The sequence below is a fragment of the Pseudomonas sp. Tri1 genome, from assembly GCF_017968885.1.
Classification (GTDB): domain Bacteria; phylum Pseudomonadota; class Gammaproteobacteria; order Pseudomonadales; family Pseudomonadaceae; genus Aquipseudomonas.
On record NZ_CP072913.1, the window covers coordinates 6,493,417 to 6,508,230 of the forward strand.

14 protein-coding genes and 1 pseudogene are annotated in these 14,814 nt (G+C 60.4%); 9 read left to right on the plus strand and 6 right to left on the minus strand.

Translation table 11 applies throughout. The features are described from left to right. The first annotated feature begins 5 nt into the window (after positions 1-5). Positions 6-1,571 carry a phospholipase D family protein gene (locus J9870_RS28450; RefSeq protein ID WP_210642014.1) on the plus strand — a complete coding sequence of 522 codons (1,566 nt, stop codon included), beginning with the start codon at positions 6-8 and terminating at the stop codon, positions 1,569-1,571. Between the two features lie 30 nt (positions 1,572-1,601). Here J9870_RS28450 and J9870_RS28455 read toward each other — a convergent pair whose 3' ends face one another. Further along, positions 1,602-2,744, minus strand: a complete 1,143-nt coding sequence (locus tag J9870_RS28455) for an MFS transporter (RefSeq protein WP_210642015.1) — start codon at positions 2,742-2,744, stop codon at positions 1,602-1,604. A 189-nt stretch (positions 2,745-2,933) separates the two neighbouring features. Continuing rightward, positions 2,934-4,427, minus strand: coding sequence for an aldehyde dehydrogenase (locus J9870_RS28460; protein ID WP_210642016.1), 1,494 nt, complete (start codon positions 4,425-4,427; stop codon positions 2,934-2,936). A gap of 242 nt (positions 4,428-4,669) precedes the next feature. Between J9870_RS28460 and J9870_RS28465 the strand changes: the two genes are divergently transcribed. Beyond that, positions 4,670-5,032: a cupin domain-containing protein gene (locus tag J9870_RS28465; RefSeq protein ID WP_135847769.1), complete on the plus strand. Its 363-nt coding sequence runs from the start codon at positions 4,670-4,672 to the stop codon at positions 5,030-5,032. Between the two features lie 170 nt (positions 5,033-5,202). Further along, entirely contained in the window at positions 5,203-5,421 is a 219-nt protein-coding gene (locus tag J9870_RS28470) for a peptidase inhibitor (RefSeq protein ID WP_108230896.1), read from the plus strand. Positions 5,422-5,512: 91 nt separating this feature from the next. Here J9870_RS28470 and rpmG read toward each other — a convergent pair whose 3' ends face one another. Together rpmG and rpmB are read right to left on the minus strand one after the other, a co-directional pair. Beyond that, complete coding sequence (gene rpmG, locus J9870_RS28475; protein ID WP_003177274.1) at positions 5,513-5,668, minus strand: 50S ribosomal protein L33; 156 nt, start codon at positions 5,666-5,668, stop codon at positions 5,513-5,515. 11 nt (positions 5,669-5,679) lie between these two features. Beyond that, positions 5,680-5,913 (minus strand): 50S ribosomal protein L28, encoded by a 234-nt coding sequence (gene rpmB, locus J9870_RS28480; protein WP_003177273.1) that lies wholly within the window; start codon positions 5,911-5,913, stop codon positions 5,680-5,682. 436 nt (positions 5,914-6,349) lie between these two features. Between rpmB and J9870_RS28485 the strand changes: the two genes are divergently transcribed. Next, the gene (locus J9870_RS28485; RefSeq protein WP_210642017.1) at positions 6,350-7,936 is read left to right on the plus strand and encodes an ABC transporter substrate-binding protein; all 1,587 of its coding nucleotides are present in this window, start codon (positions 6,350-6,352) and stop codon (positions 7,934-7,936) included. Between the two features lie 59 nt (positions 7,937-7,995). On the opposite strand, the gene radC is transcribed toward J9870_RS28485, so the two are convergent. After that, positions 7,996-8,670 (minus strand): DNA repair protein RadC, encoded by a 675-nt coding sequence (radC, locus tag J9870_RS28490; RefSeq protein ID WP_210642018.1) that lies wholly within the window; start codon positions 8,668-8,670, stop codon positions 7,996-7,998. Positions 8,671-8,814: 144 nt separating this feature from the next. On the opposite strand from radC, the gene coaBC reads away from it, so the two are divergent. The 4 genes and pseudogenes from coaBC (at position 8,815) to argB (ending at position 13,072) form a co-directional block, all read left to right on the plus strand. Next, entirely contained in the window at positions 8,815-10,023 is a 1,209-nt protein-coding gene (gene coaBC, locus J9870_RS28495; protein ID WP_210642019.1) for a bifunctional phosphopantothenoylcysteine decarboxylase/phosphopantothenate--cysteine ligase CoaBC, read from the plus strand. Positions 10,024-10,028: 5 nt separating this feature from the next. Beyond that, the gene (gene dut, locus J9870_RS28500) at positions 10,029-10,484 is read left to right on the plus strand and encodes a dUTP diphosphatase (RefSeq protein ID WP_003206867.1); all 456 of its coding nucleotides are present in this window, start codon (positions 10,029-10,031) and stop codon (positions 10,482-10,484) included. Between the two features lie 251 nt (positions 10,485-10,735). Then, positions 10,736-12,139, plus strand: a pseudogene (locus J9870_RS28505) (phosphomannomutase/phosphoglucomutase); the annotation flags it as partial. Between the two features lie 27 nt (positions 12,140-12,166). Next, positions 12,167-13,072 (plus strand): acetylglutamate kinase, encoded by a 906-nt coding sequence (gene argB, locus J9870_RS28510; protein WP_003206871.1) that lies wholly within the window; start codon positions 12,167-12,169, stop codon positions 13,070-13,072. A 173-nt stretch (positions 13,073-13,245) separates the two neighbouring features. On the opposite strand, the gene pyrE is transcribed toward argB, so the two are convergent. Next, positions 13,246-13,890, minus strand: coding sequence for an orotate phosphoribosyltransferase (gene pyrE, locus J9870_RS28515; RefSeq protein WP_210642021.1), 645 nt, complete (start codon positions 13,888-13,890; stop codon positions 13,246-13,248). Between the two features lie 83 nt (positions 13,891-13,973). Between pyrE and J9870_RS28520 the strand changes: the two genes are divergently transcribed. Then, a complete protein-coding gene (locus J9870_RS28520) occupies positions 13,974-14,753 on the plus strand; it encodes an exodeoxyribonuclease III (RefSeq protein ID WP_013694557.1) in 780 nt (259 codons plus the stop codon). Positions 14,754-14,814 lie beyond the last annotated feature (61 nt).

Genomic DNA, 14,814 nt, shown 5'->3' on the forward strand with positions numbered 1-14,814 from the left:
CCTACGTGAGATCCAGACCGATCCTGCATGCGCTTTTGGTAGTCGCCTCGCTGCTGGGCGGCTGCGCCAACTTCGATGTCATCCGCGAGCCCTCCCAAGTGTTGCCGGCCACCGAATCCTCATTCGGTCGCTCGGTCCAGGCTCAGGCCGCCCCCCATGAGGGACAGTCAGGTTTTCGCCTGCTCTCGGACAGCACCGATGCCTTTACCGCCCGGGCCGAGTTGATTCGTAATGCACAAAGCAGCCTGGATTTGCAGTACTACATCGTTCACGACGGCATCAGCACGCGGATGCTGGTTGACGAATTGCTCAAGGCCGCCGACCGGGGTGTGCGCGTACGCATCCTGTTGGACGACACCACCAGTGATGGCCAGGATCAGATCATCGCAACCCTTGCGGCCCATCCGCAAATCCAGATCCGCCTGTTCAACCCGCTGCACCTGGGGCGAGCCACCGGCGTAACCCGCGGCCTCGGGCGCCTGCTCAACCTGTCGCAGCAACACCGCCGGATGCATAACAAGCTATGGCTGGCGGATAACAGCATGGCCATCGTCGGCGGCCGCAACCTGGGGGATGAATACTTTGATGCCGAACCGAACCTGAACTTCACCGACATTGACCTGCTCAGCGTCGGGCCGGTGGCCGAGCAACTGGGGCACAGCTTCGACCAGTACTGGAACAGCGCCCTGAGCAAGCCTATTGAGCAATTCCTGTCCCATCGCCCAACGCCTCGAGACCTGGCCAACAGCCGACTACGCCTGCAAGAGTCCATGGAACAGACGCACAAAGAGAACCACGCGCTCTACCAGCAGTTGACCCGCTACAAGACCCAGCCGCGCCTGGACACCTGGCGCAATCAGCTGGTCTGGGCCTGGAACAAGGCCCTGTGGGACGCGCCCAGCAAGGTCCTGGCCAAGGATGAGCCGGATCCGCAGCTGCTGTTGACCACACAATTGGCCCCGGAACTGACGGGCGTGAGCAATGAATTGATCATGATTTCGGCCTATTTCGTTCCCGGCCAAACTGGCTTGGTGTACCTGACCAGTCGTGCCGATGCCGGGGTGTCGGTGAGTTTGCTGACCAATGCGCTGGAAGCCACTGACGTGCCGGCGGTGCACGGCGGTTATGCCCCCTATCGCAAAGCACTGCTGGAGCATGGCGTACGTCTGTATGAGCTTCGCCGGCAACCGGGCGACAAAGGCACCAGCCCTCATCTGTTCTACAGCAAGTCCTACGGCGAATCGGACTCAAGCCTGCACAGCAAGGCGATCATTTTCGACCGACAGAAATCCTTCATCGGCTCGTTCAATTTCGACCCGCGCTCAGTGCTGTGGAACACCGAAGTCGGCGTGCTGGTGGACAGCCCGGAACTCGCCGGCCAAGTGCGCGAACTGGCCTTGCAAGGCATGGCTCCGACCTTGAGCTATCAGGCCCGACTGGAACATGGAAAGCTGGTGTGGACCACCGAAGACAACGACAAACTGCACGTTCTGGAGCGCGAGCCAGGCAGTTGGTGGCGCCGCTTCAATGCCTGGTTCAGCACGACCGTTGGGTTAGAACGGATGTTGTAGGTCTGCCCTCGCCACAGTTTTTTGGGGTGTTCAAGCAGCTTGGGGCGCCCCAAATGCCCCCTGACGCAACAACAGAATCACCAACCCGAATGCCCCCGCCGCCATGAACAACGGCAGCGCATGCCCGCTGATCCACTGGCTGCCCGCTCCCGCCGCCAGCGGACCGACCAGGCAACCGATTCCCCACAACTGGGCAATATGGGCATTGGCCCGTACCAACGCATCGTCGCGGTACCGCTCGCCAATCAGGATCAACGACAAGGTAAACAAACCACCTGCACTGGCACCAAACAGCACCCACAACGGCCAGATCAGCAAAGTATCGATCAACAATGGCACCGCCAGGCTCGATAACGTCAACGCCATCGCGCAGCCGGTAAACAACGATCGGCGCGACAGGCGATCGGCCAGGGCCCCGATGGGCAACTGCAGCAAGGCATCGCCAACCACCACCGTACTGACCATCGCCAGGGCGATGTCAGCGCTGAAGCCCTGGCGCAGGCAATAAACCGGCAGCAAGGTCAGGATCATCGCCTCGAACGCCGCGAACAACGACACTGCCCAGGCAATTGCCGGCAAGCCTCGGCAGAACGCCCACAAATCCCCGAACGTCACGCTGCCGGATTCACTGCCAGGCGCACCGCTTCGACCCAGCAACAGCAAAGGTGCGATCAACAGCAGACCGACGCCAACCCAGAACCCGTAATCGTGATCAGTGCCCAGCGCGCCGAGCAACAACGGACCGGACAACTGGCTCAGGGCGTAGCTGCTGCCATATAGCGCCACCAGCCGTCCGCGCCATTGTTCAATGACCAGTTGATTGATCCAGCTTTCACCGAGAATGAACACCAGGGTCAGAACCACGCCAATCACCAGCCGCAACACCAGCCAGACCGGATAACTGGGCAATAGCGCCAACAGGCCGATGGACACGGCACCACCCCACAGGCACAAACGCATCAACCTCGCCGTCCCGAACCGAGCTGCCAGCCGACTCGACACTTTGGCACCGAGCAATACCCCAACGGCCGGCATCGCAGCCATCACGCCGATGGCGAACGAGCCATAGCCCCAGCCCTCGAGGCGCAGCGACACCAGCGGCATGCTCACGCCCAAGGCCAAGCCTACACTCAGGACAGACGCCAACACGGCGAAATAAGTCGCCCAACGCATTTCCACGCTCCTGTGGACAGTGATATTTCAAGCACTATGCAAAAACAAATGTGGGAGCGAGCTTGCTCGCGATGACGGCGCAACATTCAACAAAGTCGTCGACTGCTATACCGCTATCGCGAGCAAGCTCGCTCCCACAGGGGGATCAGCGCTGCTTGAAGCCCTGGACAGAAGCCGGGGCTATCATCGTTACAGCTTGATCCAGGTCGACTTCAGTTCGGTGTACTTGTCAAAGGCATGCAGCGACTTGTCGCGACCGTTGCCCGACTGTTTGAAACCACCGAACGGCGCGGTCATGTCGCCGCCGTCGTACTGGTTGACCCATACGCTGCCCGCACGCAGGGCCTTAGCGGTCAGGTGAGCCTTGGAGATGTCCTTGGTCCATACCGCTGCGGCCAGGCCGTACGGCGTGTCATTGGCGATCTGGATGGCTTGCTCGGCGGTGTCGAAAGCGATGACCGATAGCACCGGACCAAAAATCTCTTCCTGGGCGATCTTCATCGCGTTGCTCACGCCATCGAAAATCGTCGGCTCGACGTAGGTGCCGCCGGTTTCCTCAAGGATCCGCTTGCCACCGGCCACCAGTTTGGCGCCATCGCTGTGACCGGCTTCGATGTAGGACAGCACGGTGTTCATTTGCTGGGTGTCCACCAGGGCACCGACATTGGTGGCTGGATCCAACGGATTGCCGGGCTTCCAGCCTTTGAGGGCCTCGATCACCAGCGGCAGGAACGTGTCTTTGATGGAGCGCTCCACCAACAACCGCGAACCGGCGGTGCAGACTTCACCCTGGTTGAACGCGATGGCGCTGGCGGCGGATTCGGCGGCGGCTTGCAGGTCCGGGGCATCGGCGAACACGATGTTCGGGCTCTTGCCACCGGCTTCCAGCCAGATGCGCTTCATGTTCGATTCACCGGAGTAAATCATCAGTTGCTTGGCGATCTTGGTGGAACCGGTGAACACCAGGGTATCGACGTCCATGTGCAGGGCCAGGGCCTTGCCAACTGTGTGGCCGTAGCCAGGCAGCACGTTCAGCACGCCTTTCGGAATGCCGGCCTCAATCGCCAGTGCGGCAATGCGGATGGCGGTCAGCGGGGATTTTTCCGAAGGCTTGAGCACCACCGAGTTACCGGTGGACAGCGCCGGACCGAGTTTCCAGCAGGCCATCATCAAAGGGAAGTTCCACGGCACGATAGCGCCCACGACGCCCACCGGTTCGCGGGTCACCAGGCCCAGTTGATCGTGGGGGGTAGCGGCCACTTCATCGTAGATCTTGTCGATGGCTTCACCGCTCCAGCTCAACGCTTGGGCTGCACCGGGGACATCAATGTTCAAGGAGTCGCTGATCGGCTTGCCCATGTCCAGGGTTTCGAGCAGCGCCAGTTCTTCGGCGTTCTGCTTGAGCAGGCCGGCAAATCGGATCATGGTCGCTTTGCGCTTGCTCGGCGCCAGGCGCGACCAGACACCGGAGTTGAAGGTGGCACGGGCATTCTCGACGGCACGCTGGGCGTCGGCGACATCACAGCTGGCGATCTTGCCCAGCACACGGCCATCGACCGGGCTGAGGCAATCAAAGGTTTCACCGGACACCGCATCGGTGTATTCACCGTTGATAAAGGCGCGGCCTTCGATCTTCAGGTCGCGAGCGCGTTGTTCCCAGTCGGCACGAGTCAGGGTGGTCATGCGAGTGTCCTCCTCTTATTGAGTACGAACGCTACACAGTGCGCAGCGCTCCAAGAATTCTGCCCGGCCAGCCTGTTTTCGGCGCTTTTTTGGCATAGGGCACCCGCCACCCTAAACCAGCGGCCGGTCATGTTTCAATATATTTGACACAACGCAGGCAAACAGCCTTGCGATGTTCGTTTTAATAAACATAGACTTTGGCGCTTCCAGCCATTCGCGCCGTCATTACCGGGGATTACCGCATGAGCATTCAGGACATCGTCGACTTCAGCCAGGCCAACACCACCGCCGAACGCTATCGCCCGGACCCAGCCAAGGTGTTCAAGGGCGACCCCGAGCAAACGGTGTTCAACCATTACAGCAGCCCCTGCGGGCAAATGAACGCTGGCGTATGGGAAGGCGCCGTCGGTCAGTGGATGGTCAATTACACCGAGCATGAGTACTGCGAGATCGTCCAGGGCGTTTCCGTTCTGCGGGACGACGATGGTAATGCCAAGACCCTGCGGGCCGGTGACCGCTTTGTGATCCCGGCGGGGTTCAAGGGCACTTGGGAAGTGTTGGAGCCTTGCCGCAAGATTTATGTGGTGTTTGAACAGAAGAGTTGAACCCCGCCGAAAAGGACGCTGACACTCTATCGCTGGCCAATGACCGCCGCAGCCGGTAAGACTGCGCACAGGCGCTACATGTTTCATCGTCGCAATGGCAACGCACAGGATGTGCGGCCAACTCGACAATGTGAGCGCCCTGACCCTATATATATTTGCAAGGAGGCAATATGCCCGTCTTACCCGATCAATGCGATCTCGCCATCGCCCAATACACCATCGGCCAAAAATGCACCCCCGAACTGCTTGAAGAGGTTCGCGCCCTGGCCAACGGGGCTCCCGTACGCGCCACCGGCCCGAAATACCCTTCGAGCTGGGATCTGCGTCCGCGACGCATCAACCTGCACACCAATGCCGACAGAATCATTGTCAGCATCAACTGCGGCTGATCGACACCGTCGCTGATACACAAACTGACGCACAACAAAAAAGGCCCGTATCTCGCGATACGGGCCTTTTTCGTAAGAAGGGAAAAATCAATTACTTGATTTTGCCTTCCTTGTAGATCACGTGCTTGCGAACAACCGGATCATATTTCTTGATCTCGATTTTGTCCGGGGTAGTACGCTTGTTCTTGTCGGTAGTGTAGAAGTGACCAGTACCGGCGCTCGAGATCAAACGAATCAATTCACGCATGATTAGCTCCCTTAAACCTTGCCATCGCGACGAAGTTCGGCCAGCACGACACTGATGCCACGCTTGTCGATGATACGCATGCCTTTGGCAGATACGCGCAGACGCACAAAACGTTTCTCTTCTTCAACCCAGAAGCGGTGATGCTGCAGGTTCGGCAGGAAACGACGACGGGTTTTGTTGTTTGCGTGGGAAATGTTATTCCCAGTCACCGGACCCTTACCGGTAACTTGACAGACTCTCGACATGCCTCAGCCCTCTAAAACCACATGCCCAACCCGGCATGGGTTGGCCGCTTAATCTCTCAGTCATTTGGCGCCAGGCGCCGCGTTTCTTTAAGGGTCTTACCGGCTACACCTACAGTGAAGGAACCGGGCCCCTAGAAAAGAGCGCTGCTTTATACCAGAAAGACCACAGTGCAACAACAGCCGATGTGATTTGTCTTCACAGGAAATCCTCGACCAACCGCCCCGGACGGCTGGGGCAAAGGCTGGCGCGGCCCGTTACCACTCGTCGCTGCGCGCAGGTTTTTTTCACCCACGGCGGTTTTGAGCCATCAACGCGCCGGCGCAGAGTGCCGGAAAATGCAAAAAGGGGATAGTCATTTGGCGGCGAGCCCACTAGGGTAGGCTTTTTCCAGACTGCACTCGCAGATGGGCCTCCGACTTGCACAGGAAACCGACCATGCGCCTCGCTGCCCTACCATTGTTGCTCGCCCCTCTGCTGATTACCCCGCAGGCCTTGGCCGCCGCCCTGAGCGTTTGCACCGAAGCCAGCCCGGAAGGGTTCGATGTCGTCCAGTACAACTCGCTGACCACCACCAATGCCTCCGCCGACGTGCTGATGAACCGTCTGGTGGACTTCGACACCGCCAGCGGCAAGGTGGTGCCCAGCCTGGCCGAGCACTGGGAAGTCTCGACCGACGGCCTGACGTACCTGTTCAAGCTACGCCCACAGGTCAAGTTCCATCGTACCGAGTACTTCACACCGCGCCGCGACCTGAGCGCCGAGGATGTGAAATTCAGTTTCGAGCGCATGCTTGACCCAGCGAACCCTTGGCACAAGGTTGCACAGAGCGGCTTCCCCCATGCCCAGTCCATGCAACTGCCGGCGCTGATCAAGAAAATCGACGCGCTGGACCCGTTGACCGTGCGCTTCACCCTCGACCACGCGGACTCGACGTTCCTGGCGACGCTGAGCATGGGTTTTGCCTCCATCTACTCGGCCGAATACGCCGATCAGTTGCTCAAGGCCGGCACGCCAGAAAAACTCAACAGCCTGCCGATCGGCACCGGCCCGTTCGTTTTCAACCGATTCCAGAAAGACGCGTCGATTCGCTACAAGGCCAACGCTGATTATTTCGGCGGCAAGCCCCAGGTGGATCCCTTGATCTTCGCCATCACGCCGGACGCCAACGTACGCCTGCAGAAATTACGCCGAAACGAATGCCAGATCGCCCTTTCGCCCAAGCCGCTGGACGTCCAAGCCGCCCGGCAAGAGCCTGCATTGAGTGTGGCCCAGACCGACGCCTTCATGACCGCGTTCGTAGCGATCAACAGCCAGCATCCGCCGCTGGACAAACCCGAGGTGCGCCAAGCCATCAACCTCGCCTTCGACAAAGCCAGCTACCTCAAGACCGTCTTCGAAGGCACTGCCGAAGCAGCCAACGGCCCCTACCCGCCGAACACCTGGAGTTACGCCAAGAGCCTGCCCGGCTACGCCCATGACCCGGCCAAAGCCCGCGACCTGCTGGCCAAGGCCGGCTTGAAAGAAGGCTTCCAGACCACCATCTGGACCCGCCCTTCCGGCAGCCTGCTGAACCCCAACCCCAGTCTTGGCGCGCAATTGCTGCAGTCCGACCTCGCGGAAATCGGTATTCAGGCCGAAATCCGGGTAATCGAATGGGGCGAACTGATTCGCCGCGCCAAGGCCGGCGAGCATGACTTGCTCTTCATGGGCTGGGCCGGCGATAACGGCGATCCGGACAACTTCCTCACGCCACAGTTTTCCTGCGCGGCGGTCAAGTCCGGCACCAACTTCGCCCGCTACTGCAACCCGGACCTGGACAAACTGATCAGCGCCGGCAAGACCACCGGCGAACAAGGCGTGCGCACCAAACTCTACGAACAGGCCCAGGCGCACATCCAGCAACAAGCCCTATGGCTCCCCCTGGCGCACCCAACCGCGTTCGCCCTGACCCGCAAGGATGTCCAAGGTTATACGGTCAGCCCGTTCGGGCGGCAGGACTACTCCAAAGTCATCATCAAGTAACCGGCTGTGGGAGCGAGCTTGCTCGCTCCCACAAGGGTTTTCCTATCGCCTGATATCGCCTACATCCACCCATACTCCGCCATGGACAGCGGCTCCCCATCGCCGACGATGAAATGGTCAAGCACCCTCACATCGATCAGCTCCAGGGCGTCTTGAAGCCGCTCGGTGAGCAACCGATCGGCCTGGCTGGGCTCGGTATTGCCGGAGGGGTGGTTGTGGCACAGGATCAGCGCAGCGGCGTTGTGAGCCAACGCCCTCTTGACCACTTGCCGGGGATAGACGCTGGCGCTGTCGATGGAACCGCGAAACAACGCCTCGTACGCCAGCACCCGATGCCGGGAGTCGAGGAACAGGCACCCAAACACTTCATGAGGCTCGTGGCGCAGCATGGCCTTGAGGTAGTCCCGCACTGCCAACGGACTCTCCAGCACAGAATCTCGCCGCAAGTTTTCGGCCAGATGCCGACGCCCCATTTCCAGTACTGCCTGCAACTGCGCAAACTTCGCCGGCCCCAGCCCCAGGTGCGCGCTGAAGGTGCTCAGATCGGCCTCGAGTAAAATCCGCAGGCCGCCGAATTGATGCAACAGATGTCGCGCCAGGTCCACCGCACTTTTGCCGGACACCCCCGTGCGCAGGAAAATCGCCAACAGCTCGGCATCCGAAAGACTTGCCGCTCCTAACTCCAGTAACCGCTCCCGTGGCCGCTCGGCCACCGGCCAATCCCGAATACTCATGCCATCTCCCTGATTGTGGGCACCGCTGTTCCATAGCGGTCGCTGTGATATCGTAGCCCATCTTTTTTGCAGGCGATTTGCACCCTGGCAGCTGCTGCCAAGGGGTTCGCCTTGCACTGACCACTGAACTCGAAAGGCAGGCCTATGCAGCGGCTGTATCGGAAACGCATCGTTCTGGGCGTCGGCGGCGGCATTGCCGCCTACAAGAGCGCCGAGCTGGTTCGCCGACTCATCGACCAGGGCGCGGAAGTACGGGTCGTCATGACCCGCGGCGGTACTGAATTCATCACCCCGCTGACCATGCAGGCCCTGTCCGGGCACCCGGTCCACCTGGATTTGCTCGACCCAGCGGCCGAAGCCGCCATGGGCCATATCGAACTGGCCAAGTGGGCCGACCTGGTGCTGGTCGCCCCGGCCACCGCCGACTTGATCGCCCGCCTGGCCCAGGGCATTGCCGATGATCTGCTGACCACCCTGGTGCTCGCCACCGATGCCGTGGTCGCCGTCGCACCGGCCATGAACCAGGCCATGTGGCGCGACCCGGCCACCCAGGCCAATCTGCAATTGCTGGAAAGCCGCGACCTGAAGGTCTTCGGCCCGGCCTCCGGCAGCCAGGCCTGCGGCGATGTCGGCATGGGGCGCATGCTTGAAGCCACCGACCTGGCCCAGTGCGCCGCCGACTGCTTCCAGCGCCAGGCGTTGACTGGCAAACACGTGCTGATCACTGCCGGGCCGACCCAGGAAAACATCGACCCGGTGCGCTACATCACCAACCACAGCTCGGGGAAAATGGGCTTCGCCCTGGCCGAAGCCGCGGTGGAAGCCGGTGCGCGGGTGACGCTGATCACAGGCCCCGTGCACCTGCCGACTCCGGACCGGGTCACCCGCATCGACGTAGTCAGCGCCCGGGACATGCTCGCAGCCTGCGAAGCGGCCATCCCGTGCGACCTGTTCATCGCCTCGGCGGCGGTGGCGGACTACCGCCCCGAAGTCGTCGCCCCGCAAAAATTGAAGAAAGACCCTACAAGCGGTGACGGCCTGCTACTACAAATGGTGCGCAACCCAGACATTCTCGCCACCATCGCCACCCGCCCCGACCGTCCGTTCAGTGTCGGCTTCGCCGCCGAAACCGAACACCTGCTCGATTACGCCGCGCGCAAGCTCAAGGACAAGAACCTGGATTTGATCGTCGCCAACGACGTCGCCAACCCGAGCATCGGCTTCAACAGCGAAGAAAACGCCTGCAGCGTGATCGACCGCCAGTTGCACGCCACACTTTTCGCCCAGACCAGCAAGAGCAAGATCGCTCGCCAACTGATCACTTTTATCGCCGAACGGCTGAACCAGGTTTAATTTTCATGCACGCTCTACAAGCCAAGATCCTCGATCCACGCATCGGCAACGAATTCCCGCTGCCGCAATACGCCACACCGGGCTCCGCCGGCCTCGACCTGCGGGCGATGCTCAAGCAGGACACGATCCTTGAGCCGGGCCAGACCCTGCTGATCCCTACCGGCCTGTCGGTGTACATCGGCGACCCAGGCCTGGCCGCCTTGATCCTGCCGCGCTCGGGCCTGGGCCATAAGCACGGCATCGTGCTGGGCAACCTGGTGGGCCTGATCGATTCCGATTATCAGGGCGAACTGATGGTCTCGTGCTGGAACCGCGGCCAGACGGCGTTCAACATCGCCGTGGGCGAGCGCATTGCCCAACTGGTGCTGGTGCCGGTGGTCCAGGCGCATTTCGAATTGGTGGAAGAATTCGACGAGAGCCAGCGCGGTGCCGGCGGTTTCGGGCACTCCGGCAGCCACTGATCCTGCTGTTCGGGCCGGGCGTCCTGCCCGGCCGGTTTATTAAGCTTCTGTTTCAGGACAAAAAATGCGCAATGGCTTTCTGCTAGGTTTCCCATCCGGAATCAATGTATTAGGCGTCCGAGGTCGGGGTAACGCTGTCTCATGGCATTTTCCCACCACGAACTCTCTGTCAAAAACGCCGTCATACCCTTCAGTTTGAGCCTGTCGACGCTAACCGTCGGCCTGTCCAGTCACTTTCCTGATAGAGCGCCCCGCCCATGAACACCCCAGCTGCAATCGCCCCGATCTTCCCTGACAGCATCTTTCGCGCCTACGACATCCGTGGCGTGGTACCGGAAACCCTTACCGCCGAAACCGCCTACTGGATCGGCCGCGCCATTGGCTCCCAGAGCCTGGCCCAGGGCGAGCCGAACGTGTCCGTCGGCCGTGATGGCCGTCTGTCGGGCCCTGAGCTGGTCGAACAGTTGATCAAAGGCGTTGCCGACAGTGGCTGCCACGTCAGCGACGTGGGCCTGGTGCCGACCCCGGCGCTGTACTACGCCGCCAATGTGCTGGCCGGCAAATCCGGCGTGATGCTCACCGGCAGCCACAACCCGTCGAACTACAACGGCTTCAAGATCGTCATCGCCGGCGACACCCTCGCCAACGAGCAGATCCAGGCCCTGCACACCCGCCTCAAGACCAACGACCTGAGCAGCGGCCAGGGCAGCATCACCAAGGTCGATATCCTCGAGCGCTACAACGACGAAATCGTAAAAGACGTGAAGCTCGCCCGCCGCCTGAAAGTCGTGGTCGACTGCGGCAACGGCGCGGCCGGCGTGATCGCCCCACAGTTGATCGAAGCCCTGAACTGCGAAGTCATTCCGCTGTTCTGCGACGTGGACGGCAACTTCCCCAACCATCACCCGGACCCGGGCAAGCTGGAAAACCTCGAAGACCTGATCGCCAAGGTCAAGGAAACCAATGCCGACCTGGGCCTGGCCTTCGACGGCGACGGCGACCGCGTGGGCGTGGTGACCAATACCGGCAGCGTGGTGTTCCCCGACCGCCTGCTGATGCTGTTCGCTCGCGACGTGGTGGCGCGCAATCCGAACGCCGAAATCATCTTCGACGTTAAATGCACCCGTCGCCTGGTGCCACTGATCAAGGAATATGGTGGTCGCCCATTGATGTGGAAGACCGGTCATTCGTTGATCAAGAAGAAAATGAAACAGAGCGGCGCCCTGCTGGCCGGCGAGATGAGCGGCCACATCTTCTTCAAAGAACGCTGGTTCGGTTTCGACGACGGTATTTACAGCGCCGCGCGCCTGCTGGAAATCCTCAGCAAGGAAAAATCCAGCGCCGAAGAGCTGTTCGCAACCTTCCCGAACGATATTTCTACGCCAGAAATCAATATCCATGTGACCGAAGAGAGCAAATTCAGCATCATTGATGCACTGCACGACGCTCAATGGGGCGAAGGCGCCGAACTGACCACCATCGACGGTGTGCGGGTCGACTATCCCCACGGCTGGGGCCTGGTTCGCGCATCCAACACCACACCGGTGCTGGTGCTGCGTTTCGAGGCCGACAACGAGGCCGAACTGCAGCGCATCAAGGATGTGTTCCACAACCAACTCAAACGTGTTGCACCTGATCTCCAACTACCGTTTTGATTTTTTGAAGCATCACCGGAGCCCTGAATGACCCTCGAACGCGAAGCCGCCGCCAATACCGCCAAGGTCCTGTCCGAAGCGTTGCCTTATATCCGACGCTACGTCGGCAAGACCCTGGTGATCAAATACGGCGGCAACGCGATGGAAAGCGAGGAGCTGAAAACCGGCTTCGCCCGCGACATCGTGCTGATGAAGGCCGTGGGCATCAACCCGGTGGTGGTCCACGGTGGCGGCCCGCAGATCGGTGACCTGCTCAAGCGCCTGTCGATCGAAAGCCACTTCATCGATGGCATGCGCGTGACCGACGCGCAGACCATGGATGTGGTGGAGATGGTCCTGGGCGGCCAGGTCAACAAGGACATCGTCAACCTGATCAACCGCCATGGCGGCAGCGCTATTGGCCTGACGGGCAAGGACGCCGAACTGATCCGGGCGAAAAAACTCACCGTCACCCGCCAGACGCCGGAGATGACCCAGCCGGAAATCATCGACATCGGTCACGTGGGCGAAGTAGTCGGGATCAACACCGACCTGCTGAACCTGCTGGTCAAGGGCGACTTCATCCCGGTGATCGCGCCCATCGGCGTAGGCGCCAATGGTGAGTCGTACAACATCAACGCCGACCTGGTGGCCGGCAAGGTCGCCGAAGCGCTGAAAGCTGAGAAGCTGATGCTGCTGACCAACATCGCCGGCCTGATGGACAAGTCGGGCAAGGTCCTCACCGGCCTGTCGACCCAACAGGTCGATGACCTGATCGCCGACGGCACCATCTACGGCGGCATGCTGCCCAAGATCCGTTGCGCGCTGGAAGCGGTACAGGGCGGCGTCGGCAGCTCGCTGATCATCGACGGCCGGGTACCGAATGCGATCCTGCTGGAGATCTTCACCGATACTGGCGTGGGTACGCTGATCAGCAATCGCAAGCGTCCTTAAGCGACACCGGTAAAAAAAGACCCCGCTCAGCCTGGTTGAGCGGGGTCTTTTTTTGCCTTGCTCCTGTGGGAGCGAGCTTGCTCGCGATAGCAATTTATCATTCAACATCAATGCTGGCTGACACACCGCTATCGCGAGCAAGCTCGCTCCCACAGGGGGATTACGCAGATCTCTTAAACGCCAAACTGCGCCCGATAAGCCTCAACCGCCGGCAAATGCTGCTTGAGCTGCGGATCGTCGGCCAAAAACTCCAGCACTTGGGTCAGCGACACAATGCTGATCACCGGAATGCCAAAGTCGCGCTCCACTTCCTGGATCGCCGATAACTCACCGTTGCCGCGTTCCTGGCGGTTCAGGGCGATCAGCACGCCGGCCGCCTTGGCGCCTTCCTGGGAACCGATGATCTGCATCACTTCACGGATGGCGGTGCCGGCGGTGATCACGTCGTCGATGATCAGCACGTCGCCGGTCAACGGTGCGCCCACCAGGCTGCCGCCTTCACCATGGGCCTTGGCTTCCTTGCGGTTGAAGCACCAAGGCAAGTCGCGGCCATGGTGTTCAGCCAGGGCGACGGCAGTGGTGGCGGCCAGCGGGATACCTTTATAGGCCGGGCCGAACAGAACATCGAACGGAATACCGCTCTCAACGATGGCCGCCGCATAGAAACGACCCAGTTGCGCCAGGGCGGTGCCGGTGTTGAACAGGCCGGCATTGAAGAAGTACGGGCTGGTGCGCCCGGACTTGAGGGTGAACTCACCGAAGCGCAAAACGCCGCGATCGATGGCAAAACGAATGAAATCGCGCTGATACGCCTGCATGAAAAAAAGCCTCAAATACCGCGGATTTAGCTAAATAGGTACACGCCGTGTATCATACACGCACGTGATTTTTGGGGCCATTTATGCGGATCATCAGTGTGAACGTCAATGGTATTCAGGCTGCAGTCGAGCGAGGTTTGCTCAGTTGGCTGCAAGCACAGAATGCCGACGTCATCTGCCTGCAGGACACCCGCGCCTCCGCCTTTGAACTGGACGATGCAGCCTTCCAACTGGATGGTTACTTCCTTTATGCCTGCGATGCCGAAGTCCCCGCCCAGGGTGGCGTGGCTTTGTACTCGCGGCTGCAACCGAAGGCTGTCATCAACGGTCTCGGTTTCGAGACGGCGGACCGCTACGGGCGCTACCTGCAAGCCGATTTCGACAAGGTCAGCATCGCGACCTTACTGCTCCCTTCCGGGCAGAACGGCGATGAAGATTTGAATCAGAAATTCAAGTTGATGGACGACTTCGCCCGTTATCTGGATAAACAGCGGCGCAAACGTCGCGAGTACATTTATTGTGGCTCGCTGTACGTCGCGCAACAAAAACTGGATATCAAGAACTGGCGCGACAGCCAACAATCTCCTGGTTTCCTGGCGCCGGAACGGGCCTGGATGGACGAGATCATTGGCAACATGGGTTATGTTGATGCCCTGCGCGAAGTCAGCCGAGAGGGCGACCAGTACAGCTGGTGGCCAGACAACGAACAAGCCGAGATGCTCAACCTCGGCTGGCGTTTCGACTACCAGCTGCTGACGCCTGGCCTGCGCCGTTTCGTGCGCAGTGCCCGTCTACCGCGCCAGCCACGGTTCTCGCAGCATGCACCACTGATCGTCGATTACGACTGGACGCTGACCATCTAAGCGTATTTCGCGACATCGCTCAGGCGATGAAGCAGACAGTCTGCCGACCGATTAAAGAAAA

Excerpts from the sequence above, each read along its gene's own strand:
- J9870_RS28520 (WP_013694557.1), top strand. The coding sequence starts at position 13,974 with ATGCGGATCATCAGTGTGAACGTCAATGGTATTCAGGCTGCAGTCGAG.
- J9870_RS28465 (WP_135847769.1), top strand. The coding sequence starts at position 4,670 with ATGAGCATTCAGGACATCGTCGACTTCAGCCAGGCCAACACCACCGCC.
- dut (WP_003206867.1), top strand. The coding sequence starts at position 10,029 with ATGCACGCTCTACAAGCCAAGATCCTCGATCCACGCATCGGCAACGAA.
- J9870_RS28455 (WP_210642015.1), bottom strand. The coding sequence starts at position 2,744 with ATGCGTTGGGCGACTTATTTCGCCGTGTTGGCGTCTGTCCTGAGTGTA.
- argB (WP_003206871.1), top strand. The coding sequence starts at position 12,167 with ATGACCCTCGAACGCGAAGCCGCCGCCAATACCGCCAAGGTCCTGTCC.
- coaBC (WP_210642019.1), top strand. The coding sequence starts at position 8,815 with ATGCAGCGGCTGTATCGGAAACGCATCGTTCTGGGCGTCGGCGGCGGC.
- J9870_RS28460 (WP_210642016.1), bottom strand. The coding sequence starts at position 4,427 with ATGACCACCCTGACTCGTGCCGACTGGGAACAACGCGCTCGCGACCTG.
- pyrE (WP_210642021.1), bottom strand. The coding sequence starts at position 13,890 with ATGCAGGCGTATCAGCGCGATTTCATTCGTTTTGCCATCGATCGCGGC.
- rpmB (WP_003177273.1), bottom strand. The coding sequence starts at position 5,913 with ATGTCGAGAGTCTGTCAAGTTACCGGTAAGGGTCCGGTGACTGGGAAT.
- J9870_RS28485 (WP_210642017.1), top strand. The coding sequence starts at position 6,350 with ATGCGCCTCGCTGCCCTACCATTGTTGCTCGCCCCTCTGCTGATTACC.
- rpmG (WP_003177274.1), bottom strand. The coding sequence starts at position 5,668 with ATGCGTGAATTGATTCGTTTGATCTCGAGCGCCGGTACTGGTCACTTC.
- radC (WP_210642018.1), bottom strand. The coding sequence starts at position 8,670 with ATGAGTATTCGGGATTGGCCGGTGGCCGAGCGGCCACGGGAGCGGTTA.
- J9870_RS28470 (WP_108230896.1), top strand. The coding sequence starts at position 5,203 with ATGCCCGTCTTACCCGATCAATGCGATCTCGCCATCGCCCAATACACC.